This window comes from Actinomadura sp., from assembly GCF_044508335.1.
Taxonomy (GTDB): Bacteria; Actinomycetota; Actinomycetes; order Streptosporangiales; family Streptosporangiaceae; genus Spirillospora.
In genome coordinates, this window is sequence record NZ_JBIQHY010000010.1 from 39,573 (window position 1) to 60,594 (window position 21,022).

General features: G+C 74.6%; 17 protein-coding genes. 9 read left to right on the forward strand and 8 right to left on the reverse strand.

Annotated elements, in window-relative coordinates; all coding sequences use genetic code 11:
• Positions 1–3 precede the first annotated feature (3 nt).
• Together ACIWVC_RS06180 and ACIWVC_RS06185 are read right to left on the reverse strand one after the other, a co-directional pair.
• Positions 4–453, reverse strand: coding sequence for a roadblock/LC7 domain-containing protein (locus tag ACIWVC_RS06180; RefSeq protein WP_358451981.1), 450 nt, complete (start codon positions 451–453; stop codon positions 4–6).
• Positions 450–3,623 (reverse strand): nitrate- and nitrite sensing domain-containing protein, encoded by a 3,174-nt coding sequence (locus ACIWVC_RS06185; protein WP_396446088.1) that lies wholly within the window; start codon positions 3,621–3,623, stop codon positions 450–452. Before ACIWVC_RS06185 ends, ACIWVC_RS06180 begins: the two co-directional genes overlap by 4 nt.
• A 443-nt stretch (positions 3,624–4,066) precedes the next feature.
• Between ACIWVC_RS06185 and ACIWVC_RS06190 the strand changes: the two genes are divergently transcribed.
• From ACIWVC_RS06190 to ACIWVC_RS06210, 5 genes are all read left to right on the forward strand, one after another.
• Positions 4,067–5,056 carry an ABC transporter substrate-binding protein gene (locus ACIWVC_RS06190; protein ID WP_396446089.1) on the forward strand — a complete coding sequence of 330 codons (990 nt, stop codon included), beginning with the start codon at positions 4,067–4,069 and terminating at the stop codon, positions 5,054–5,056.
• Positions 5,053–5,829, forward strand: a complete 777-nt coding sequence (locus ACIWVC_RS06195; protein ID WP_396446090.1) for an ABC transporter permease — start codon at positions 5,053–5,055, stop codon at positions 5,827–5,829. The genes ACIWVC_RS06190 and ACIWVC_RS06195 overlap by 4 nt, the downstream gene beginning before the upstream one ends.
• Entirely contained in the window at positions 5,826–6,629 is an 804-nt protein-coding gene (locus tag ACIWVC_RS06200; RefSeq protein ID WP_396446091.1) for an ABC transporter permease, read from the forward strand. Before ACIWVC_RS06195 ends, ACIWVC_RS06200 begins: the two co-directional genes overlap by 4 nt.
• A gap of 56 nt (positions 6,630–6,685) precedes the next feature.
• Positions 6,686–7,498, forward strand: coding sequence for an ABC transporter ATP-binding protein (locus ACIWVC_RS06205; RefSeq protein WP_396446092.1), 813 nt, complete (start codon positions 6,686–6,688; stop codon positions 7,496–7,498).
• A gap of 108 nt (positions 7,499–7,606) precedes the next feature.
• Positions 7,607–8,869, forward strand: coding sequence for a flavin-dependent oxidoreductase (locus ACIWVC_RS06210; protein WP_396446093.1), 1,263 nt, complete (start codon positions 7,607–7,609; stop codon positions 8,867–8,869).
• A 142-nt stretch (positions 8,870–9,011) separates the two neighbouring features.
• On the opposite strand, the gene ACIWVC_RS06215 is transcribed toward ACIWVC_RS06210, so the two are convergent.
• On the reverse strand, positions 9,012–9,644 hold the full coding sequence (locus tag ACIWVC_RS06215; protein ID WP_396446094.1) for a TetR/AcrR family transcriptional regulator: 633 nt from the start codon (positions 9,642–9,644) through the stop codon (positions 9,012–9,014).
• Positions 9,645–9,761: 117 nt separating this feature from the next.
• Between ACIWVC_RS06215 and ACIWVC_RS06220 the strand changes: the two genes are divergently transcribed.
• Entirely contained in the window at positions 9,762–11,147 is a 1,386-nt protein-coding gene (locus ACIWVC_RS06220; RefSeq protein ID WP_396446096.1) for an MFS transporter, read from the forward strand.
• 11 nt (positions 11,148–11,158) lie between these two features.
• A complete protein-coding gene (locus tag ACIWVC_RS06225; protein ID WP_396446097.1) occupies positions 11,159–11,845 on the forward strand; it encodes an SGNH/GDSL hydrolase family protein in 687 nt (228 codons plus the stop codon).
• Here the strand turns inward: ACIWVC_RS06225 and ACIWVC_RS06230 are convergent.
• The 5 genes from ACIWVC_RS06230 to ACIWVC_RS06250 form a co-directional block, all read right to left on the reverse strand.
• The gene (locus tag ACIWVC_RS06230) at positions 11,827–13,578 is read right to left on the reverse strand and encodes a bifunctional 3'-5' exonuclease/DNA polymerase (RefSeq protein ID WP_396446098.1); all 1,752 of its coding nucleotides are present in this window, start codon (positions 13,576–13,578) and stop codon (positions 11,827–11,829) included. The two genes, ACIWVC_RS06225 and ACIWVC_RS06230, sit on opposite strands and share 19 nt — an antisense overlap.
• A 154-nt stretch (positions 13,579–13,732) precedes the next feature.
• Positions 13,733–14,233: a DUF4234 domain-containing protein gene (locus tag ACIWVC_RS06235; protein WP_396446099.1), complete on the reverse strand. Its 501-nt coding sequence runs from the start codon at positions 14,231–14,233 to the stop codon at positions 13,733–13,735.
• A gap of 156 nt (positions 14,234–14,389) precedes the next feature.
• Positions 14,390–15,850, reverse strand: a complete 1,461-nt coding sequence (locus ACIWVC_RS06240; protein WP_396446100.1) for a metallophosphoesterase family protein — start codon at positions 15,848–15,850, stop codon at positions 14,390–14,392.
• Between the two features lie 400 nt (positions 15,851–16,250).
• Entirely contained in the window at positions 16,251–17,141 is an 891-nt protein-coding gene (locus tag ACIWVC_RS06245) for a diacylglycerol/lipid kinase family protein (RefSeq protein WP_396446101.1), read from the reverse strand.
• Between the two features lie 5 nt (positions 17,142–17,146).
• Positions 17,147–18,736, reverse strand: a complete 1,590-nt coding sequence (locus ACIWVC_RS06250; protein WP_396446161.1) for an FAD-binding oxidoreductase — start codon at positions 18,734–18,736, stop codon at positions 17,147–17,149.
• 67 nt (positions 18,737–18,803) lie between these two features.
• Here ACIWVC_RS06250 and ACIWVC_RS06255 point away from each other — a divergent pair, with 67 nt between their 5' ends.
• Together ACIWVC_RS06255 and ACIWVC_RS06260 are read left to right on the forward strand one after the other, a co-directional pair.
• Positions 18,804–19,412 carry a TetR/AcrR family transcriptional regulator gene (locus ACIWVC_RS06255; RefSeq protein ID WP_396446102.1) on the forward strand — a complete coding sequence of 203 codons (609 nt, stop codon included), beginning with the start codon at positions 18,804–18,806 and terminating at the stop codon, positions 19,410–19,412.
• Between the two features lie 55 nt (positions 19,413–19,467).
• On the forward strand, positions 19,468–21,015 hold the full coding sequence (locus tag ACIWVC_RS06260; RefSeq protein ID WP_396446103.1) for a glycerol-3-phosphate dehydrogenase/oxidase: 1,548 nt from the start codon (positions 19,468–19,470) through the stop codon (positions 21,013–21,015).
• The last annotated feature ends 7 nt before the right edge of the window (positions 21,016–21,022 follow it).

The following is a 21,022-nucleotide window of genomic DNA, read 5'->3' on the forward strand; positions in this document are numbered from 1 at the left end:
CGGTCAATAGCGGGCCGGGCCGGCACCCATCTCGGTCACCGGCGGCCCGGAGTACGGAGGCTGCTGCTCCTGGGCGCGCAGCGCGGGGGTCAGCACCCGGCCCACCCGCTCCACCAGCAGCGTCATCTCGTACGCCACCAGCCCGAGATCGCAGTCGGGCGCCGCGAGCACCGCGAACACCGACCCGTTCGTGATGGACATCACGAACAGCAGCCCGCGGTCCATCTCCACGACGGTCTGGTTCACGCCGCCCGCGTCGAAGATCTTCGCCGCGCCCTGGGTCAGGCTCATCAGCCCCGAGGCGATCGCCGAGAGCTGGTCCGCCCGCTCGGGCGGAAAGCCGGACGAGTACGCCATCGGAAGTCCGTCCGAGGAGACCACGACGGCGTGCGCGACCTTCGCGACACGGTCCGCGAAGTTCGTCACCAACCAGTTGAGATCCTGCCCGCTCACCGGGTGCCTCCTGTCTCGCCGTCACCCTGTGACGACGCCTCACCTGACGTGCCTCCGCCGCGAGCCTCGTTGCGCCCGCGGTGGACGCCGCGCTGCAGGCTCGCGAAACGGTTGCGTACAAAGTCGGCCGACTGGCCGTGTCCCTGCTGAACCTGCGGCTGCTGGCCGGGCGGCTGCTGCCCCTGGGGCTGTCGTCCCTGCACAGACTGCCCTTGACCGGCACCGCTCGGCAATGGTCTGCCCGGAGGCGGCCCCGCCGGAGGCTGCGTCCCGGCGCCCGCGGAGGCGCCCGCCGCGGCCCGGCCGACCGCGCCGGGAACGCGGTTCTTGCCGGGCACCCGCTTGGGCAGCCCCACGCTCGTGCGGGACGTCGCCACCGGCTGCCGGGCGGCCTCGGCGGCGCGGAACCCCGCGTCGGCGGGCGACTCCCAACCCTTCACCGGATCCTCCCCGGATGTGCTTCCGGACCTGCGCTGGAACCATTCGGACTGCATCGCGTCGAAGATGGGCGACCGCTCGGGCACCCGCGGCGCCTTCGGCTCGGGCTGCGGCGCCGCGGCCCGCATGGCGGGCTCGGGGGCGGGCGGTTCCGGGGCGTACTCCTCGGCGGGCGCCGCGCCGTCGGCGTAGGGGTCCGCCGGCGCCTGGCCGGAGTCGCCGACCGGGATCGGCCCGGTCTCCCACGGGATCTGCCGCGCGGCGCCGGGCTCGGGCACCACCGGCTGCGCCTCCGGGACGACGGACTGCGGCCCGGTGCGGCCGCCCCGCCGGTAGACGCCGTTGCCCCCGGCGGAGCCGTGCTCGGCGGGCTCCTGCGGGCGCTCCTCGCGCGGCTGGAACAGCCCGTTCGGCGCGCCGTCGTCGGACGGGCGGCCCGGCAGGTGCGCGCCCGGCTCGCGGACGGGCAGCTCGCCCGGCCGGCGCGGCGGCTGCCGGTCGCCGGACTGGTACGGGTCGTCGGAGGCGCGGCGGCGGTCCCGCAGCGGGCGGCGGTCCATGGGCGACACCGCCGGCTGCGGTCCGGTGCCGGAGTAGCCGCCGACCGGGATCGGCCCCGTCTCGTTGACGACCGGCTGGGCGTCGGTGCCGCCGCGGACCTGCCGCAGCGGCCCGGTGCCGCCGACCATGGGGTGCGCGCCGGTGCCGCCCGCGGAGGCGCCCATCGGCTGCCCGGCGGGGCCGTAGTCGTCCTGGCGGAACCCCTGCTCCCCGGTCGTCGTGAGCGCGGCGAGCTGGCCGTGCGAGCCGGACTCGCGCGGGCCGAGGCCGCGGGCGGCGAGGCCGCCGGAGCCGCCGGGCGTGACGACCGCGTCCGGGAGCACCACGAACGCGGTGAGGCCGCCGCCCTGGGCGGCCCGCAGCTCGACCCGGATGCCGTGCCGGACGGCGAGGCGGCCGACCACGAACAGGCCCATGCGGCGGGCGGCGGAGAAGTCGATGACGGGCGGGTTCGCGAGCCGCCAGTTGGCCTGCTCCAGCTCCTCCGGCGACATGCCCACGCCGTTGTCGGTGATCTGCAGCATGCAGCCGCCGCCGCTGAGCATCTGCCCGGAGACGGTGACCTTGGTGTGCTCGGAGGAGAACGCGGTGGCGTTCTCGACCAGCTCGGCCAGCAGGTGGACGAGGTCGTTGACGACGGGGCCGGCGACCGCCATGTCGCCTTGAACCCGCAGCGCCACCCGTTCGTATTGCTCAACCTCGGACAGCGACGCGCGGACGACGTCGATGAGCGGGACCGGCTTGTTCCAGCGCCGCACCTGCTCCTGACCGCCGAGGACGAGGAGGTTCTCCGAATTGCGCCGCATACGGGTGGCCAGGTGGTCCAGCCGGAACAGGTTGGCGAGCTGCTCCTCGTCGCGCTCGCTCTGCTCCAGCTCCTCGATCAGCCGCAGCTGGCGCTCGATGAGCGACTGGCTGCGCCGGGAGAGGTTGACGAACATCGCGTTGATGTTGCCGCGCAGGACCGCCTCGTCGGCCGCCAGCCGGACCGCCTCGCGGTGGACCTCGTCGAAGGCCCGCGCGACCTGGCCGATCTCGTCCGTGGAGTCGATGTCGATCGGCTCGACCTCGATGCCGCCGGCCGCGGCCTCCGGGTCGCGCAGCCGGTCGACCAGGCCGGGCAGCCGGGTGCTGGCGACGTCGAGCGCGCCGGCCTGCAGCCGGCGCAGCGGCCGCACCAGCGAGCGGGCCACGACGATGACGGTCGCCAGCACGATCGCGAGGACGAGGAACAGCAGGATCCCGTCCCGGATCGCGTCGGTCCGCGCGTCGGACTCGGCGTCGTGCGCGGACACCGCGAGGTCGGTGGCGATGCTCTGCTCCACCGCGCGGAGCTTGTCGACCCGCGCGCCGGCGTCGGCGGTCCAGCTGCGCGCGACCTTCGCGCCGAGCCTGACCCGCAGCAGCGGGGACGCGTCGGCGACGGCGAGGGTGCGCAGCCGGGTGAACTCCGCGCGGTCCAGCTCGGGGCCGGTGACGGTGTCCTCGAAGAGCTGCAGCTGGGCCGGGGTGGCGGAGTTGCGGAACGAGTTGATGCTGGTGTTCTGGTCCGAGCGGGCGTCCTCGACGGAGGCGCGGTCGATCGGCTCGAACCGCCCGTCCCACAACGCGGCGGAGATGAGCGCCCGCTCGCGGGACGCGGCGTCCTTGGCCCTCGCGAGGTCGGCGAGGGACAGCGCGGTCTGCGCGAGCTCGGGCGTCGGCGCGTCCTGGGACACCAGCAGGTGGAAGTCGGTGAAGTCGTCGATGAACTCGCTGTACTTGTCGATGATCGGGCCGGGCGCCAGGCGCGCGGCCAGCTGGCGCAGCGACCGGAGCTCGGTGACGCGGTTCACGACGTTCTTGAGCTGAAGCTCGACCGCGGGCGAGTCGGTATGGACGGCAGCGGCGGCGTCGCGCACCTTCCGCGCGGCGGCGTCGACCGATTCCTGGCGCGATTGGAGCGCTTCGGCGCTGACGGCCCGCGAACCGCCGGCCGCCCTTTCCGCCATCGCGTCGCGTTCATTCTCGACTTCGTGCGCGAGCGCAGTCAGTTGATTACCCAGAGTAGCCAACTGACCTGTCCGCGCATAGGCGTCGGCGTTGTCCATCGACACCGATACGCGGTAGCCCGCGAGCAGCGCGGCCACGATCGTGGGCACCGCGATGAGGGCGAACAGACGCGTGCGCACGCGCCAGTTGCGCAGCTTGAACCGGCCTCCCAGAGAGCCTCTCTTCGGGGCGTCTTCCCTGGCAGGCGGGGCTGGCTGGGGGGACTGCGGGGCCGGCTCGGCCCCTTCGGCTTTCCGCACTGCCCTCCGCTACCTCTCCATGGATCGACCGCTCGCGGCGCACAGTGACCTGAACGAGATTCGGGTCGCGTCACCTCCCCGCACGACTGCGGGCAAGCGCCGAACATTGCAACACAGAGCCACCATCATGGCCAACCCGAATGATCACACAGGTCTGGACTTGTGATGCAGAGGATACGAATGTCACTGCCTGTTGACCTGTGTTCACGTTTATGCATGTAAAGCTCGCATCTCCCCCATGGTGGCGTCCCAGTGCGCTACGCTCCCCGCTCGTCGAAAGATCAGCTTTCGACCAGCTTCCCCCGCAAAATGGAGCGTTGTTCATGTCTGCTTCCCACCGCCGCGCGACCGTCTGTGGCGCCCTCGCCATCGCGGTAGCGCTCACGGCGGTCGCCTGTGGCGACTCCGATGACAGCAAGTCCTCGAATGGGCTGGAGAAGTCCCAGATCACCTTGGGGACCATGACCGTGGCCGACACCGCGCCGGTCCAGCTCGCGATCAGCAAGGGCTACTTCAAGGCCGAGGGCCTCAGCGTGAAGACGCAGGTCATCCCGGGCGGCGCCGCCGGCATCCCGCTGCTGAAGAGCGGCCGGCTGGACTTCAGCTTCGGCAACTACGTCTCGCTGCTGACCGCCGGGATCAAGGACCCCGGCTTCAAGCCGAAGATCGTCGCCGAGGGCTTCCAGAGCGGTCCGAAGACGCACACGCTGATGGTGCGCAAGGATTCCCCGTACCACACGATCAAGGACCTGGCCGGCAAGAAGATCGGCGTCAACACCAAGCGCAACATCAGCACGCTGCTGGTCCGCGCCGCCGGCAAGCCGGAGGGCGTCGAGTTCGACGAGGACAAGAACTTCGTCGAAGTGCCGCCGCCCGCCATGGAGCAGGCGCTGAAGTCCAAGAGCGTCGAGGCCGTCCAGGCGATCGAGCCGTTCGGCACCCAGATGCAGGAGAGCATGGGCGCCCGCATGGTCGCCGACCTGTCCAGCGGCCCCACCGCCGACTTCCCGATCGCGGGCTACGCCGCCACGGAGAAGTTCGTCAAGGAGAACCCGAAGACGGTCGCCGCCTTCCAGCGCGCGCTGACCAAGGCGCAGGGCGAGTGCGCCGACCGCAAGGTCGTCCAGGACATCCTGCCGACCTACGCCAAGGGCATCGACGCCAAGGTCGCGTCCACGATGAGCTACGGCACGTACCCGACCTCGCTGAACGCCACCCGCCTGCAGCGGGTCGCGGACGTCATGCAGCAGTTCGGCTACGTTGACAAGCGGATCGACGTCAAGCAGTTCATCGCCGCACCGTCGTCTTCATGAACCTTCGCCGTATCGCTTTCGGCGCCGCCGGGGCTGCCGGGGTGGTCGCCGTCTTCGAGGCCGTGAGCCGTGCCGGCCTCGTCGACGCGACCGCCCTGCCCCCGGCGTCGGTCGTTCTCCGGGAGGCCGGCAAGCTGGCCGTCGACCAGGAGTTCCTCACCGACGTCGGGGCGACCCTGAAGGCGTGGTTCGGCGGGCTCGCGCTGGCGGTGCTCGTGGCGGTGCCGCTGGGCGTCCTGCTCGGCTCGGTGCCCTTCCTCGGCACCGCCGCGCGGGCCCTGGTCGAGCTGCTGCGCCCCATCCCCTCGGTCGCGCTGATCCCGCTCGCCATCATCCTGTTCGCCAGCCCCACGCAGATGAAGATGTCCTTGATCTTCTATGCCTGCACGTGGCCGATCCTCATCAACACCCTGTACGCGCTCCGCGACGTCGACCCGGTGGCCAAGGAGAGCCTGCGCGCCTTCGGGTTCGGGGGGCCGGCGGTGCTGTGGCGGGTCTCCCTGCCGAGCGCCGCGCCGTTCATCGCCACCGGCATCCGGATCGCCGCCTCCGTCGCCCTCATCGTCGTGATCAGCACCGAGCTGATCGCCGGCGGGTTCAACGGCGTCGGCATCTACCTCGCCGACACCCAGTCCGGCGGCGGCCAGACCGACCTCATGCTCGCCGGCGCGGTGTGGGCCGGGGTCCTCGGGCTGCTGGCCAACCTCGCCCTGCTCGGGCTGGAGCGCGTGGCCTTCCGGTGGCAGAGCGCACGGGTGGAGGGGATCACATGAAGGTCCTGAAGGGGCTCCGCGGGTTCGCCGAGCGCGCGTGGCTCGTCGCGCTCGGGTTCGTCCTGTGGGAGCTCGTCACCCGCGCGGTGAAGGAGACCTACTTCCCGCCGCCGACCACGATCATCAAGACGCTGCACGGGCTGTGGTTCTCCGGTCCGGCGTCGCAGCTGTTCCTCACCGACGACGCGGTGGACGACTTCTCCACCAGCCTGGCGCACCTGTTCGTCGGCTGGGCCGCCGCCGGCGTGGCCGGTGTCGTGATCGGGGCGTCCATCGGCCGGTCGCGGACGATGAACGACCTGTTCGACCCGGTGCTGCAGTTCCTGCGCGCCGTGCCGCCGCCGACCCTGGTGCCGTTCTTCATCATGGTGTTCCAGCTCGGCGCGACCATGCAGATCGTCACGATCGCGTTCGGCGTGGTGTGGCCGGTGCTGCTCAACACCGCCGACGGCGTCCGCACCGTGGACCCGCTCCAGCTGGAGACGGCCCGGGTGTTCGGCGTCGGCCCGCTGCGCAGGCTGCTGACGATCATCCTGCCCGCCGCGGCCCCGAAGATCTTCGCCGGGCTGCGGGTGGCGCTGTCGTTCGCGCTGATCCTGATGGTCATCTCCGAGCTGTTCGGCAGCACGTCGGGCATCGGCTCCGAGCTCCTCATCGCGCAGCGCACCTTCGAGCTGCCGCGGATGTGGGCCGGGATCGTGATGCTGGGCATCCTCGGGTTCCTGTTCAACGCCGTGTTCATGCTGCTGGAGCGGCGGCTGCTGGCGTGGCACACGGGCGCCCAGCGGCTCGCGAGTTGACGATGACCGCCGCGCAGACGAACCTCAAGACGTACACACGAGAAAAGGCGGCCGTGATGCTTCAGATAACCGGCCTCACCCACTCCTACGCCGACGGGCACCTGGCGCTCGACGGGCTCGACCTGCAGGTCCCGGACGGGCAGCTGGTCAGCATCGTCGGCCCGTCCGGCTGCGGCAAGTCCACGCTGCTGCGCTGCATCGCGGGGCTGATCCGCCCCACGGGCGGGACGCTCACGCTGGACGGCAAGCCGATCGACGGGGTGCCCGACGACCTCGCCGTCGTCTTCCAGGACTACAGCCGCTCGCTGTTCCCCTGGCTGACCGTCCGCGACAACGTCGCGCTGCCGCTGCGCCGGCGCGGCAAGTCCAAGTCGGAGCGGCGCGCCGCCGCGCAGGAGGCGCTGGAGTCGGTGGGCCTCCCGGACGCGGGACGCAAGTACCCGTGGCAGCTGTCCGGCGGCATGCAGCAGCGCGTCTCGATCGCGCGGGCGCTGGCGTACCGCCCGTCGCTGATGCTGATGGACGAGCCGTTCGGGTCCGTGGACGCGCAGACCCGTGAGGACCTGGAGGACCTGGTCCTGCAGGTGCACCGGCACGAGAAGATGACGATCCTGCTCGTCACGCACGACATCGACGAGAGCGTCTACGTCGGCGACCGGGTCGTGGTGCTGAACCGCTCCCCCGCCCGGGTGCACGCCGACCTGCCGGTCGGCCTGCCGTCCGCCCGCGACCAGATCGAGACGCGGGGGCTGCCGGAGTTCGTCCGGCTGCGCGCGGAGGTGGGCCGGCTGGTCCGCGGCGGCGCCAAGGTCGCGGGCGCGGCGCCGGCCGCCGCGGGGCCCGCGCTGGGGTCGAAGCCTTCGCAGTGAGGACGGCCGCCCAGAGGCGGCGCACGACCGTCACCGGGGCGGACCGGGCACGCTGGGTGCCGGGTCCGCCCCTACGAACGAAGGGGCGTTTACATGAGCGTGCGCGGCATGCGCGTACTCATCGTGGGAGCGGGCATAGGCGGGCTCACCACGGCGCTGAGCCTGCACGAGGCCGGCGTCGAGTCGCTCGTCGTCGACTCGGCGGAGCGGCTGCGGCCGCTCGGCGTCGGCATCAACCTGCTCCCGCACGCCGTCCGCGAGCTGACCGAGCTGGGGCTCGGCGGCGAGCTGGCGGACCTCGGCATCCCCACCGCCGAGATGGTGCACTTCGACCGGTACGGCGGCCGGATCTGGGGCGAGCCGCGCGGCCGGGCGCTCGGCTACCGCTGGCCGCAGTACTCGATCCACCGCGGCGAGCTGCAGATGGCGCTGCTGGACGCGGTGCTGTCGCGGCTCGGCAAGGAGTCCGTCCGCACCGGCACCGTCTTCGAGGGCTTCGAGCAGGACGGGACGCGGGTGCGGGCGCGGCTGCTCGACCGCGCGTCCGGGACCGCGGAGACCGTCGAGGCGGACGTGCTGGTCGGCGCGGACGGCCTGCACTCGGCGGTCCGCGCGCAGCTGTACCCCGGCGAGCCGGCGCCGCTGTGGAACGGCATCCGCATGTGGCGCGGCCTCACCGAGGGCGAGCCGTTCCTGACCGGGCGGACGCTCGCCGTGGCGGGCAGCAACACCGCGGCCAAGATCGTCGTCTACCCGATCTCGATGCGCGCCGAGCGCCGCGGGAAGGCCCTGCTCAACTGGGTCGCCGAGGTCAAGCTCCCGGCCGGCCCGCAGACCGCCTCCGCGGACTGGAACCGCACCGGCCGGCTCGACGACGTGCTCCCCCACTTCGCGGACTGGACGTTCGACTGGCTGGACGTCCCGGCGCTGCTGTCCGGCTCCGCGGAGATCCTGGAGTACCCGATGGTCGACCGGGACCCGCTCGACCGGTGGACGTTCGGCCGCGTCACCCTGCTCGGCGACGCCGCGCACCCGATGTACCCGATCGGGTCGAACGGCGGCTCCCAGGCCGTCCTGGACGCGCGGGTCCTGGCGCACGAGCTGGCCCGGGCCGCCGACCCCGCCGAGGGGCTGCTCGCGTACGAGGCGGAGCGCCGGGAGAAGGCCAACGCGATCGTCCTGGCGTGCCGCGACATGCCGGCGGACCGCATTCTGCACATGGTGAGCGAGCGGGCGCCGCGGGGGTTCGAGCGCATCGAGGACGTCCTGTCCCCGGACGAGCTGACCGCCATCACGGGCGCCTACCGCAAGACGTCGTTCTCCGACGTCGAGGCGCTCAACTCTCGTCCCTCGTACACGACCGCGAGCTGACGCGCGGCGTCCGGGCCGGGCCTTCCACGGGCGCGGTGGGGTTCCGCCCCACCGCGCCCGTGATCTTTTCATCACGTGAGACCGGCGGCGTCGACGCGTCCAAGGCTGAACGCGCTGCTGCTCGCGGTGGAGCGGCGGGCCCTCAGCCGGCACCGCGCGGCCCGCCGCGCGCCGTGACGGCGGCGAGCCGGGCGTCCATCGCGCGGGCGGCGCGGTCGTAGAAGGCCGGGTCGTCGTGCAGGAGGGCGTTGGCCGCGCCGGTGCGGCACACGGCGTCCAGCTCGAAGACGAGCTGCGGGAGGTCGGCGGACGGGTCGATCTCGCCGCTCTCCTGCGCCTCGCGGAGGCAGCGCTCCATGAAGGCCCGCCAGTCGCCCTGCGACCCGGCGATGGCGTCGCGGACGCGGCCGGGGCGGGCGTCGAACTCGGCCATCGTGGAGTGGAAGAAGCAGCCGCCGGGGAAGACGGGGGCGCGCTGGTAGCGCTGCCAGGCGTCCAGCAGCGCGCGGACGCGGCCCAGCCCCGCCGGGACGGCGAGGGCGGGCTCGACGACGTGCTCGCGGAACACGGCGGCCGCCTTGCGGACGGTCGCGAGCTGCAGCTCCTCCTTCGAGCCGAAGTGCGTGAACACGCCGCTCTTGCTGATCCGCAGCTCGGTGGCCAGCCGGCCGATCGACAGGCCCTCCAGGCCCTCCGCCGAGGCGATGTCGGCGGCCCGGCACAGGATGACGTTGCGGGTCTGCTCGCCCTTGAGGAGCCGTCCGTCGGTGCTCACGCCCACTAATGTGCACGACCGTTCGTGCAAAGTCAAAGCGCCCACCCCCTTGACGGCGGGCCGGTTCGGAGAAGAAAGTACGATCGTTCGTTTATTTTTCTCCGAGAGGCTCCGCCGATGACCACCGAGACCACCGCCGCGCCGCCGCTCCGGGCGGCCGCGCGGCGGGACGTGCCCTGGCTGGCGGCCGGGGCGACGTTCCTGGCCATGCTGGACGCCACCGTGGCGAACCTGGCCGTCCCCGACCTGCACGCCGACTTCCCGGGCAGCCCGCTGTCCCGGCTGACCTGGGTGATCACCCTGTACGCGGTGCCGTTCGCGGCGCTGCTCGCGCCCGCCGGGCGGCTCGCCGACCTGGTCGGGCGGCGGGCGCTGTACCTGTGCGGCGCCGGGCTGTTCACGCTGGCGTCGCTGGCCTGCGCGCTGGCGCCGAACGTGCCCGTCCTGCTCGCGATGCGCGGCGTGCAGGGCGCCGCGGCCGCCGCGCTGATCCCCGCGTCGCTGGCCCTGCTGCTGCACGACACGCCCGCCGAGCGGCGGGCGAGCGCCATCGGGCTGTGGAGCGCCGCGGGCGCGTTCGCCGCCGCCATCGGCCCCGGCGTCGGCGGGGTGCTGGTGGACCAGTTCGGCTGGCGGTCCCTGTTCGCCATCAACCTCCCGGTCGGCCTGGCGATGCTGCTCGGCGGGCTGCGGCTGCCGCGCGCGGCGGGCGGGGCGGGACGGCTGCCCGACCTCGCGGGGACGGTCCTGCTCGGCGCCGGCGTGGGCGGCGTCGTCCTCGGCGTGACCCAGACGCAGGACTGGGCCTGGACCGACGCCCGCACCCTCGCCCTGCTGCTCGGCGGCGTCCTCCTGGTCGCCGCCGCCCTCCGCCGGTCGGCGCGGCACCCGGTGCCCGCGCTGGAGATCTCGCTGTGGCGCAACCGCGGGTTCGCCGCCGCGAACGCCGCGTCGTTCCTGTACGGGACGGCCCTGTACTCGTGGCTGCTGCTCGGCGTCCTCTACCTGACCAGCGAATGGGACTACTCGATCCTCAAGGCCGGCTTCGCCTCGACGCCCGGCGCGTTCACCGCCACCGCGGCGGCGATCGCGATGGGCCGGCTGACCGGCCGTATCGGCGTCCGGCCCGCGCTGGCCGGCGGAGCGCTGATCATGGTCGCCGCGGGAGTCTGGACGATCGCGGCGCTGCCGGCCGACCCGCACTTCAGCACGTTCTGGCTCCCGGTCGGCCTCCTCGTCGGGACGGGCATGGGCATGGTCACCACCGGCACCGCCTCCGCCGCCGCCCTCTCCGCCGGGCCGCTGCGGTTCGCCGGCGCCACCGGCCTGAACACCACGGCGCGCCAGATCGGCGGCGCGTTCGGCATCGCCGTCCTCGCCGCGCTGCTGCCCGCCGGGGCCGCGCACGACGACTACACCGCCGTCTACCTGTTCTGCACGCTGGCCGCCGCCGGCACGGGCATCGCGGGCCTGCTGCCGGCCGTCCGGCGCATCACCGCGTGAAGGAGCCGACCATGACCGAAACGACCCTGTCCGAACGGACCGACCCGGCCGTCCTGCCCGCCGCCGAGGCCGCCGCGCTCCTGGCGGGCGCGCCCTGGCGCCGGATGGTGACGATCGGGGACAGCGTCGCGGCGGGCGTCCGCGACCCGGCGCCCGGGTACCGGGACCTGTCGTGGACCGACCGCGTCGAGGAGGCGCTGCGCCGCGCGGTGCCGGGGTTCACCGCGCTGAACCTCGGCCGCCGCGACCTCGTCGCCGCCGAGGTGGCGGCGGGGCAGCTGCGGCCCGCGCTGGAGTTCGGGCCCGACCTGGCGTTCGTCGTGGCGGGCGGCAACGACATGCTGCGCCGCGAGTTCGACGCCGAGGGGGTGCGGCGCGAGCTGGCCTCGATGATCTCCGCGTTCCGCGCCGCCGGCGCCGACGTCGTCACGATCGGGCTGTTCGACATCACCGTCGCCGGCCTGGGCCCGGCACGCCACCGGGACGTCCTGTCGGCGCGGACGCGGCGGCTGGCCGCCCTCACCGCCGACGTCGCCGCCGAGTTCGGGGCCTGCCACGTCCGCAACCCGCCGGACCACCCGCTGGCCGCCGACCCCGGCATCTACAGCGCCGATCAGCTGCACCTGAACGCGCGGGGCCACGCGTTCGCCGCCGCCAACACGATCCGCGCGCTCGCGGCTCACTTGGCGTCGGAGTAGCGGCCGACCACGGCGATCTCCATCGGGAACACGACGGGGGTGTCGCCGAACAGCAGCCGGCGCGCCTCATCGGCCGAGGCGCGGACGGCGGCGGCGACGTCGTCGGCCAGGCCGGCGGGCGTGTGCACGATGACCTCGTCGTGCTGGAAGAACACCAGGTGGGGCCGCCCGCCGCCGTCCGCCGGGGGGAGGGCGGCGAGGCGGCGGCGCAGGGAGCCGAGCAGGGCGAGCGCCCAGTCGGCGGCGGTCGCCTGGACGACGAAGTTGCGGGTGAACCGGCCCCGGCTGCGCAGCGCCCGCGCGGCCGCCGGGTCGGGCGCGTCGCCCTCGCCGGCCGCGGTCAGCTCGCGCCACCCGGCGGACGGCGGCGGGCAGGTGCGGCCGAGCCGGGACCGGACGAGCCCGCCCCGCTCCCCCTCCCGCGCGGCGGCCTCCACGTACTCGAACGCGGCGGGGAACCGGTTCCTCAGCACGGCGAGCAGCTGCACGGCCTCGGCCGTCCCGCCCCCGTACATGGCGGAGAGCAGGGCGATCTTGGCCTTGTCGCGGGCGCTGCGGCCGCCGTCGCCGCCGTCGCGGAAGGCGTCGGACAGGGCCGCGTAGAGGTCGCCGTGCGCGGCGGCCTCGGCGAACGCGCGGTCGCCGGCGAGGGCGGCGAGCACGCGGGGTTCGAGCTGGGCCGCGTCCGCGACGACCAGCGACCAGCCGGGGTCGGCGACGACCGCCCGGCGCAGCACGCGCGGGATCTGCAGGGCGCCGCCGCCGCTGGTGGCCCAGCGCCCGGACGCCACTCCCCCGACCACGTACTCGGGGCGGAACCGGCCGCCGCTCACCCACGTGTCGAGCCACGACCAGCCGTGCGCGGTGTGCAGGCGCGACAGCTCCTTGTACTCCAGCAGGAGCGGGACGGCCGGATGGTCGAGCCCCTTGAGGACGTGCGCGCGGGTGGACGGGATCGGCAGCCCCGCCGCCGCGAACGCCTTGACGACCTGCGCGGGCGAGTCGGGGTTGACGTGCACGCGGGGCGCCGGTCGCGGCCCGTGCTCCGCCGGGCCGCCGGCGGGGGCGGGAGAGGGGTTGAACGCGGCGCTGATGCGGTCGGCGAGGTCCTGGAGCCTGCGCGGGCGCAGGCCGCCGGTGGGGCGGGGGCCGAGCAGCTCGGTGAGCAGCGCGTCGTGCTCCTCGGCCGACCAGGGCAGCCCGTCGTGGCCGAGCTCGGCTGCGACCAGCGCGCCCGCCGACTCGGCCGCGGCGAGCAGCGCGAAGCCGTCCAGCCCGGCCATGGCGCGCCGCTGCGCGGCGTGCACCGCGACGACCTGCTCGATGTCGTCGTCGGCGGCGGCGTCCCGGCCCGCGTCGTCGTCGAACAGCGACGCCTGCGCCGGCCGCTCCTCGTGCGGCGGGCGGTCGGGCGGCACCGGCTCGCCGCGCAGCCGCGCCCACGCCGCCCGCACCGAGCGCGGCTCCCCGTGCCGCCCGGCGTGGCCGAGCAGCAGGCTCTCCACGAGTTCGAGGTCGTGGCAGCGGCCGACCCGCACGCCGGCGGCGAGCAGCCGCGGGTAGAGCCGCGCGGTGGACGGCCACACCCAGCGCGGCGCGGCGGCGCGCTCCTGCTCGGCGATCGCGGCGACCAGGTCGGGGACGGCGCGCGCGGGGGCGGCGGGCGTGCCGTCGTCGGCGAGCGTCCGCAGCGTTCCCCCGCCGCCGGGGCCGGCGGCCACCGCGATCCTCACCCGTCCATTGTGGCCGCGCCGTCCGACAGAACCCGGCGGAGCCCCGGCACGCGAAACCCCTCCGCGGCGGGTGATCCGCGGAGGGGTCCGGCGTGGTCTTCAGCGGGGGCCAGGGCCGCAGCCCCAGTAAAGACTCAGACGTTCGGTCGGACGGTCAGGCGACCAGCGAGACCTGCTGGCCCGCCGGGGTGTCGCCGTAGCGGTCGACGACCTTGTTCAGCTGGATCTGGTAGTACAGCACCCCGAAGCCGAGGATGCCGAGCAGGAAGCCCAGGCCGCCGCTGGAGGTCGGCTGGAGGCCGGCGGCGCGCTGGGCCTGGGCGATGCGCCCGCCGAGCTTGACGAACATGACCAGGGGCCAGATGCCGAGCGTGATCCAGCCGAACAGCATGGACAGCAGCGCGTTGGTCGCGGCGTTGTCGATGCGGCGGTCGTACTCGTGCAGTTCGGCGTGGACCTTGTAGAACCACACCAGGCCGTAGATGCCGAAGGTGATGATGGGGAGACCTAGCCAGGCGCCGAGCGGGTTGCGGCGCTTCATGTTGTAGCCCGCGCCGACGGCGACGGGGGCGTGCTGCTGCGCTGGGGCGGGCGCGTAGCCGCCCTGGTGGGCCTGCTGCTGGCCCTGGCCCTGACCCTGCTGGGGGTAACTCATCCGAATGCTCTTCCTGTGGGACGCGGTCGATTGACGGCCGACCGCATGACCGTTCACCCGTGTGATTGACCCAAGACTGTAACGGCGTCCGAGCACGTCGGGACCGCGAAACGCCGGTTGTGGCCAGTTCTGCGCGACATTGGCCGCGGTGACCGGTTAGCGCAGCGGGATCGTGACCTCGTCCTCGCACGGCGGCGCGGTCTCCTGGTCGCCGCAGCCCGTGGCGGCGTAGCAGCGGATCCGGAGCCGCGACCCGGTCACGTCCAGCCGCAGGAAGCTCTTGAAGAACGGCGGCCGGTCCCAGTCGGCCAGCTCCGAGCGGAAGCGCTGCGGGAGCCGGTGCACCGCCAGCCGCATGAACCCGGGGCGGGCGCGGTCGTCGCGCGGGACGCCGAGGACGGACGCGACGAACCGCGCGCGCAGGGGCGGCCGGTCCCCCTCGGGCGCCTTGTAGCCGCGCCCCGGCCTGATGCCGAGCCGGTAGCGGACGGCGGCGGTGGCCTCCTCGGGGGTCAGCTCGAACAGCTTCGGCAGCCGCAGCCACCGCCCGTACAGCTTGCTGTACCGGGACAGCGAGTCGCCGCGCAGCGGGTAGCAGCGGAACTCGTTCTCGTCCACCGTGCTCGTCCGGGGGATGGTGTGGGTCGCGTGCATGAACGCGCCGCCGCCGCCCGACACGATGTACTGGATCGTCCGGCCGTCGCCGGTCCGCACCGGGTAGCGCTGGTAGTTGTGGATGTCGCCGCCGATCGCGGCCACGTAGTTGTGCGCCGGGTCCCGGACGATCTCGTCGACCGTCCCGCCGCCCTCGATGCGCCCCGGCCGGTGGTCGTCGTCCACGTACAGGGGCTTGCCGGTCACCAGGAGCTTGGGCTTGGGCCCGGCGGACACCTCGCGCAGCCACCGGCCCTGCTCGCGGTCGAGGCCGCCGGTGATGCCGGTGTCGATGCCGATGATGCGCAGCGGCGGCGTGTCGATCGCCCAGTACGGCCCCGGCTGGACGGCCTGCTGGCCGGGCGCGCCCCGCAGGGTGCGGCGCGCCTCCGCGAGGACCTCCGGGTCGATCGTGCCGGGGCGCCGCCACAGCAGCCTGGGGATGAACGCGAGCGGGCCGCGCCACGGCGGCGGCGAGCAGTCCGCGTCGAGGTCGCAGAAGACGCGCAGGAAGCCGCGCAGCCCGTCGTACCAGTCGTGGTTGCCGGGGACCGCGTAGATGGGCGCCGGATAGTCCTTGTAGGGGCGGAAGAACTTCTCCGGGTACTGGCTCCCGTCCCCCGTCGGGTAGATCACGTCGCTGGCGATGATCATGAAGTCGGTGTCCGCGGCGGCGTGCAGCAGCGGCGGCACCACCGCGTACTGCGACCGGTCGCCCTCCCCGGTGTCGCCGAGCAGCGCGAACGAGAACTCCGGGGACGAGCGGTGCACGGTGAACGCGGCCGGGGTGCCGCGCTCGCGCAGCGCGGCGACGCAGCGCCGGCGGATCGCGTCGGTCGGGTCGCCGAACAGCCGCGCGATCACGTCGTTGCGGGACCGCCACAGCACCGCCGGGCGGCGCCAGGAGAAGTCGGGGACGCGGGCCGGGAGCAGGTCGTTGAACGTGCCGGGTCTTCCGCACACCCACCCCGCGCCCTCCTCCGAGGTGCGTGAGTTGTCGGGTGCGGGGGAAACCTCGGACACAGAACGCCTCCGGCAGCGGTGAGGGAATCCTCACAGACTGTCCGGAGGCGATCCCGGCGTCAAGCGCGGCATCGGGTGCGGCGCGGGATGCGGCGCGGCCCCGCCGTCAGGCGGATGCGCGCGTGCGCGTGGTGGACGCCGGCGCCACCCCCAAGGACGCCGGCGCCACCACGTCGGGGGCCGCCGCGGTCATCATGAGTCCCCCCAGAACGGCGAGCGTGCAGTCGCCTCTCATGATGCCTCCTTGGACGGCCCCAAGGTCCCGAAAGCGGGACGTAACCGACGCTATACGGAGGGCCGTAATGCTCGCGTAAATCGGCCCAAACGAGGGGCCAAAACCTCAGGGGGCCAGGACCCGCAGGGCGCCCGGCAGGATCCGCGCGGTGACCGGAAGCACCCCGGGCAGCTCGCCGTCCGCCCCGTACGGCAGCGTCCGGCCGGGCGGCCCGGCCAGCTCGATCCGCACCTCCCGGCCGCGCATGACCTCCACCTCCGGGCGCCGGACGTGCGTCCCGTCCGCCAGCTCGCGCATCACGGCGAAGAACAGCGTCCGCGGCGCCCTGCGGATGACGACGACGTCGAGCAGGCCGTCGTCCACGCGCGCGTCCGGGGCGATGTGCTTGCCGAACCCGTAGTAGCCGGAGTTCGCCGCGACGACCGTGTAGCCCTCCCGCCGGTGCTCCTCTCCGTCCACGGTGATCCGGTAGTCGGCGTGCCGCCACGAGACGACCGCCCGCAGCGCGCCGACGTAGTAGGCGGCCGAGCCGCGCAGCAGCCGCGTCCTGTTGGCGTTGGCGTTGGCGATCGCGTCGATGCCCGCGTAGACGCTGCCGAGGACGGCCGTCCCGTTGGCCTCGACGGCGTCCACCGCGCGGGGCTCCCCCTCCAGCAGCAGCGGGGCGAGCTCCGCCGCGCCGGACGGGACGCCGAGCTGCCGGGCGAAGTCGTTGCCGCGCCCGGCCGGGACGATGCCGAAGAGCGCGCCGGTGCCCGCCAGCGCGCCGCCCACGCAGCCGACCAGGCCGTCGCCGCCGACGCCGAGCACGACCCGCCCGGCCCGGGCCGCGTCGCGGGCCACGCCGGCGGCGTGCTCCATGCTCCGGCTGTACTCGACGTCGAGCTCGGCGCCCGCCTCGCGCAGCAGCCGGCCGAGCGGCATCAGGCAGGACGCCGGCGCCGGGCCGCCCGCCGCCGGGTTGACGATCGCGGTGAACGCGCGCGGGGTGCTCATGGCGGCTACTCCTCCGGGGCCGGCGGGACGAGGACGCCCGGGTTGAGGATCCCCGCGGGATCGACCCGGTCCTTCACGGCGCGCAGCACGGCGGCGCCCAGCGGCCCGATCTCCGCGGCGTACCAGTCGCGGTGGTCGGTGCCCACCCCGTGGTGGTGGCTGATCGTCCCGCCCGCCTCGACGATCGCGTCGCAGGCCGCGCGCTTCGCCTTCGCCCAGTGCCCGACCGGGTCCTCGCCCTGCGCGGACACCACCGTGAAGTACAGGGACGCGCCGGACGGGTAGACGTGCGAGATGTGGCACATGACCAGCGGCGGCGTCCCCGCACCGGAGAGCGCCCCGATCAGCGCGAGCCGCACGGCCTCGTAGAGCCGCGGGACGTTGGACCAGAACGTCGCGGTCTCCAGCGTCTCGGCGAACGCGCCCACGTCCAGCAGGGAGTCGCGCAGGTAGGGCGCGCTGAAGCGGCCGCGCTCCCATTTCTCGCCCGGCGCGGCGCCGAGCGGCTCGCCGCCGGCCGCGGACAGCGCCTCCGCCGCCTTCGCGCGCCGTGCGGCCACGTCGTCCGGCGCGCCCTCGAAGCCGGCCACGGCGAGGCACCCCGCGGAGGAGCCCGACGCCCCGACGGCCGACGGGTCGGCCAGGCCGACCATGGTCTCGGCCTCGTCCGACAGCCGGAGCACGGTGGGCAGCGGGCCGTCCTGCGCGAGCCGGCGGAGCGCGGCGGCGCCCTCGCCGAACGAGGCGAACCGCCAGCCCTCGTACTCCCGCGCCTCCGGGACGGGCCGGATCCGCACGGTCACCGACGTGATCACGCCGAACGCGCCCTCCGAGCCGAGGACGAGCTGCCGCAGGTCGGGGCCGGCCGCCGACTTCGGCGCGCGGCCGAGGTCGAGCGCGCCCTCGGGGGTCGCCGCGGTCAGCCCGACCACCATGTCGTCGAACCGGCCGTACCCGGCGGACGCCTGGCCGCTGGACCGCGCCGCCGCGAACCCGCCGATCGTCGCCCACTCGAACGACTGCGGGAAGTGCCCGAGCGTGAAGCCGCGCTCGGCGAGCAGCGCCTCGGCGGCCGGGGCGCGCAGGCCCGGCTCCAGGACGGCGGTGCGGGAGACCTCGTCGACCGCGACGAGGCGGTCCATGCGCCGCAGGTCGAGGGCGACGAACACGTCCGCGCCCCGCGGCGCCAGCCCGCCGACGACCGACGTGCCGCCGCCGAACGGCACCACCGCGATCCGCCGCGCCGCGCAGATCCGCAGCACCGCGAGGACCTCGTCGTGCGAGCCGGGCAGGACGACCGCGTCGGGGGCGTCGGAGGTCTCGCCGGCGCGGATGCGCAGCAGGTCGGGCGTCGACTTGCCGCGCGTGTGCCGGATCCGCGACTCGGCGTCGGCGCGGACGTTCCCGTCCCCGACGACCCCGGCGAGCGCGGTCAGGTCCTCCCCGGGCAGCCGGGGCTCGGCGACCTTCATCGCCGCCAGCGCGACCGGCGGCGCCGCGGCCGGCCGCACGCCGAGCATGTCGCGCAGCAGCGCGACCGTCGGCTCGGGCAGCGGCGCGGCCTCGGCCGGATCCCCCCAGCCGCTCCACAGCATGTCCCGCGTCTCCACGCCGGCCTCCCTCTCCGCCCCGGTCCCGTCGCTTGGGCTTACACTGTGACACATGACGTCGAATCGTCACAACAGGGCGGCGGCGCGGACCGCCGACGACACCGTGCTGGACGCCGCGCGCGACTGCGTGCTGGCCGTCGGGGTGCGCCGGACGACGCTGACCGACATCGCCCGCCGCGCGGGCGTCTCCCGGATGACGCTCTACCGCCGCTGGCCGGACGTCCGCACGATCGTGGCCGACCTGATGACCCGCGAATGGACGGACATCGGCGAGGCGCTGCAGCCCCCGGACGACGGCCGCCCCGTCCGGCCCCGGATGGTGGACGGCCTGGTCACCGGCGTCCGCACGTTCCGCGAGCACCCGCTGCTCCGCAAGATCATCGAGGTGGACCCGGAGCTGCTGCTGCCCTACGTCCTGGACCGCTGCGGCGCCAGCCAGCGGGCGTTCCTGGCGTGGTTCGAGGAGGCGATCAGGGCCGGGCAGCGGGACGGCACGGTCCGCGCCGGCCACCCGCCGCGGCAGGCGCGGGCGCTGCTGCTGGTCGTCCAGTCCTACGCCCTGTCCGCGCCGACGATGCTCGACGAGGCCGACCCCGACCTCGGCTCCGACGCCTTCGACGCCGAGCTCCGGCACGTCCTGGACCGGATGCTCGCGCCCTGACCGCCCCGCCACCGCCTTCGCCGGACGACGGGGGCGCGCCTACGGAGGAACTCTCATGACCGGACCGGAACCGCGGACGTCGCTCAACGCGGCGCGCCGCGAGCGCGAGCTCGCCGCCCTGCCGGACGAGGTGGTGGACGTGCTGGTCGTCGGCCTCGGCGCGACCGGCGCGGGCGCCGCGCTGGAGGCCGCCTCGCGCGGGCTGTCGGTCGCCGCGATCGACGCGCACGACCTGGCGTTCGGCACGTCCCGGTGGAGCTCCAAGCTGATCCACGGCGGGCTGCGCTACCTCGCGTCCGGGCAGGTGGACGTGGCGCACGAGAGCGCCGTGGAGCGCGGCGTGCTGATGCGCCGGACCGCGCCGCACCTGGTGCGGGCGCTACCGTTCGTACTGCCGCTGACCCCGCTGGTGCCGCGCGCGCAGGAGTTCGCCTCGCGCGGCGGGATGCGCGCCGGGGACCTGCTGCGGCTCGCCGCGCGCACCCCGCGCTCGGTGCTGCCCGGCCCGCGCCGGCTGTCCGCGGTCGAGACGCTGCGGCTCGCGCCCGCGCTGCGCCCGCACGGCCTGCGCGGCGGGCTGCTGTCCTGGGACGGGCAGCTGTGCGACGACGCGCGCCTGGTCACCGCGATCGCCCGGACCGCCGCCGGGCACGGCGCCCGCATCCTCACCCGGTGCCGCGCCGTCGAGCTGGCCGGCGACGGCGCCCTCGTCCGGGACGAGCTGACCGGACGGGAGATCACCGTCCGGGCGCGGGCGGTGCTGAACGCGGCCGGCGTCTGGGCGGGCGGGCTCGTGGACGGCGTGCGGCTGCGCCCGTCGCGCGGCACCCACCTGGTGCTGCGGGCCGAGACGCTGCGCGGGCTGCAGGCCGGGCTGCACGTGCCGATCCCGGGCGGCGGCGCCCGGTTCATGCTGGTGCTCCCGCAGGGCGACGGCCGCGTCTACGTCGGGCTCACCGACGAGCCGGCGGACGGCCCGATCCCGGACGTGCCGGAGCCGACGGAGGGCGAGATCGGGTTCCTGCTCGACGTGCTCGGCTCGGCGCTGGACACGCCGGTGCGCCGCGCGGACGTGATCGGCGCGTACGCCGGGCTGCGCCCCCTGCTCGACCGGGGCCGCGGCCGCGAGACGGCCGACATCTCCCGCCGCCACGCGGTGCTCACCTCGCCGGACGGCGTCGTCACGGTCGTCGGCGGCAAGCTCACCACCTACCGGCGGATGGCGCAGGACGCCGTCGACGCGGCCGTGCGCGCCCGCGGCCTCGCCGCCGGGCCGAGCCGCACCGCCCGGCTCCCGCTGGTGGGGGCGGCGCCGCGGGCCCGGCTGGACGCGCTGGACGCGCCGTCCCGCCTCGTCCACCGGTACGGCACCGAGGCGCCGCTGCTGACCGCGCTGGGCAGGGAGGACCCGGCCCTGCTGGAGCGGGTCGTCCCGGGCCTGCCGGTGACGGGGGCGGAGCTGGCCTGGGCCGTGCGGCACGAGGGCGCCCTCGACGCGGGCGACCTGCTGGACCGCCGCACCCGGATCGGGCTGGTGGCCGCCGACCGGGAGGCCGCGCTGCCGGCCGCGGAGGCCCTGCTGCCCCGCGCGGCCCTGCACTGAGACCCGG

Bases quoted from the DNA above. Each gene is read 5' to 3' on its own strand.
- ACIWVC_RS06190 (WP_396446089.1), top strand. From the start codon at position 4,067: ATGTCTGCTTCCCACCGCCGCGCGACCGTCTGTGGCGCCCTCGCCATC.
- ACIWVC_RS06195 (WP_396446090.1), top strand. From the start codon at position 5,053: ATGAACCTTCGCCGTATCGCTTTCGGCGCCGCCGGGGCTGCCGGGGTG.
- ACIWVC_RS06200 (WP_396446091.1), top strand. From the start codon at position 5,826: ATGAAGGTCCTGAAGGGGCTCCGCGGGTTCGCCGAGCGCGCGTGGCTC.
- ACIWVC_RS06205 (WP_396446092.1), top strand. From the start codon at position 6,686: ATGCTTCAGATAACCGGCCTCACCCACTCCTACGCCGACGGGCACCTG.
- ACIWVC_RS06210 (WP_396446093.1), top strand. From the start codon at position 7,607: ATGCGCGTACTCATCGTGGGAGCGGGCATAGGCGGGCTCACCACGGCG.
- ACIWVC_RS06220 (WP_396446096.1), top strand. From the start codon at position 9,762: ATGACCACCGAGACCACCGCCGCGCCGCCGCTCCGGGCGGCCGCGCGG.
- ACIWVC_RS06225 (WP_396446097.1), top strand. From the start codon at position 11,159: ATGACCGAAACGACCCTGTCCGAACGGACCGACCCGGCCGTCCTGCCC.
- ACIWVC_RS06235 (WP_396446099.1), bottom strand. From the start codon at position 14,233: ATGAGTTACCCCCAGCAGGGTCAGGGCCAGGGCCAGCAGCAGGCCCAC.
- ACIWVC_RS06245 (WP_396446101.1), bottom strand. From the start codon at position 17,141: ATGAGCACCCCGCGCGCGTTCACCGCGATCGTCAACCCGGCGGCGGGC.
- ACIWVC_RS06250 (WP_396446161.1), bottom strand. From the start codon at position 18,736: ATGCTGTGGAGCGGCTGGGGGGATCCGGCCGAGGCCGCGCCGCTGCCC.
- ACIWVC_RS06255 (WP_396446102.1), top strand. From the start codon at position 18,804: ATGACGTCGAATCGTCACAACAGGGCGGCGGCGCGGACCGCCGACGAC.
- ACIWVC_RS06260 (WP_396446103.1), top strand. From the start codon at position 19,468: ATGACCGGACCGGAACCGCGGACGTCGCTCAACGCGGCGCGCCGCGAG.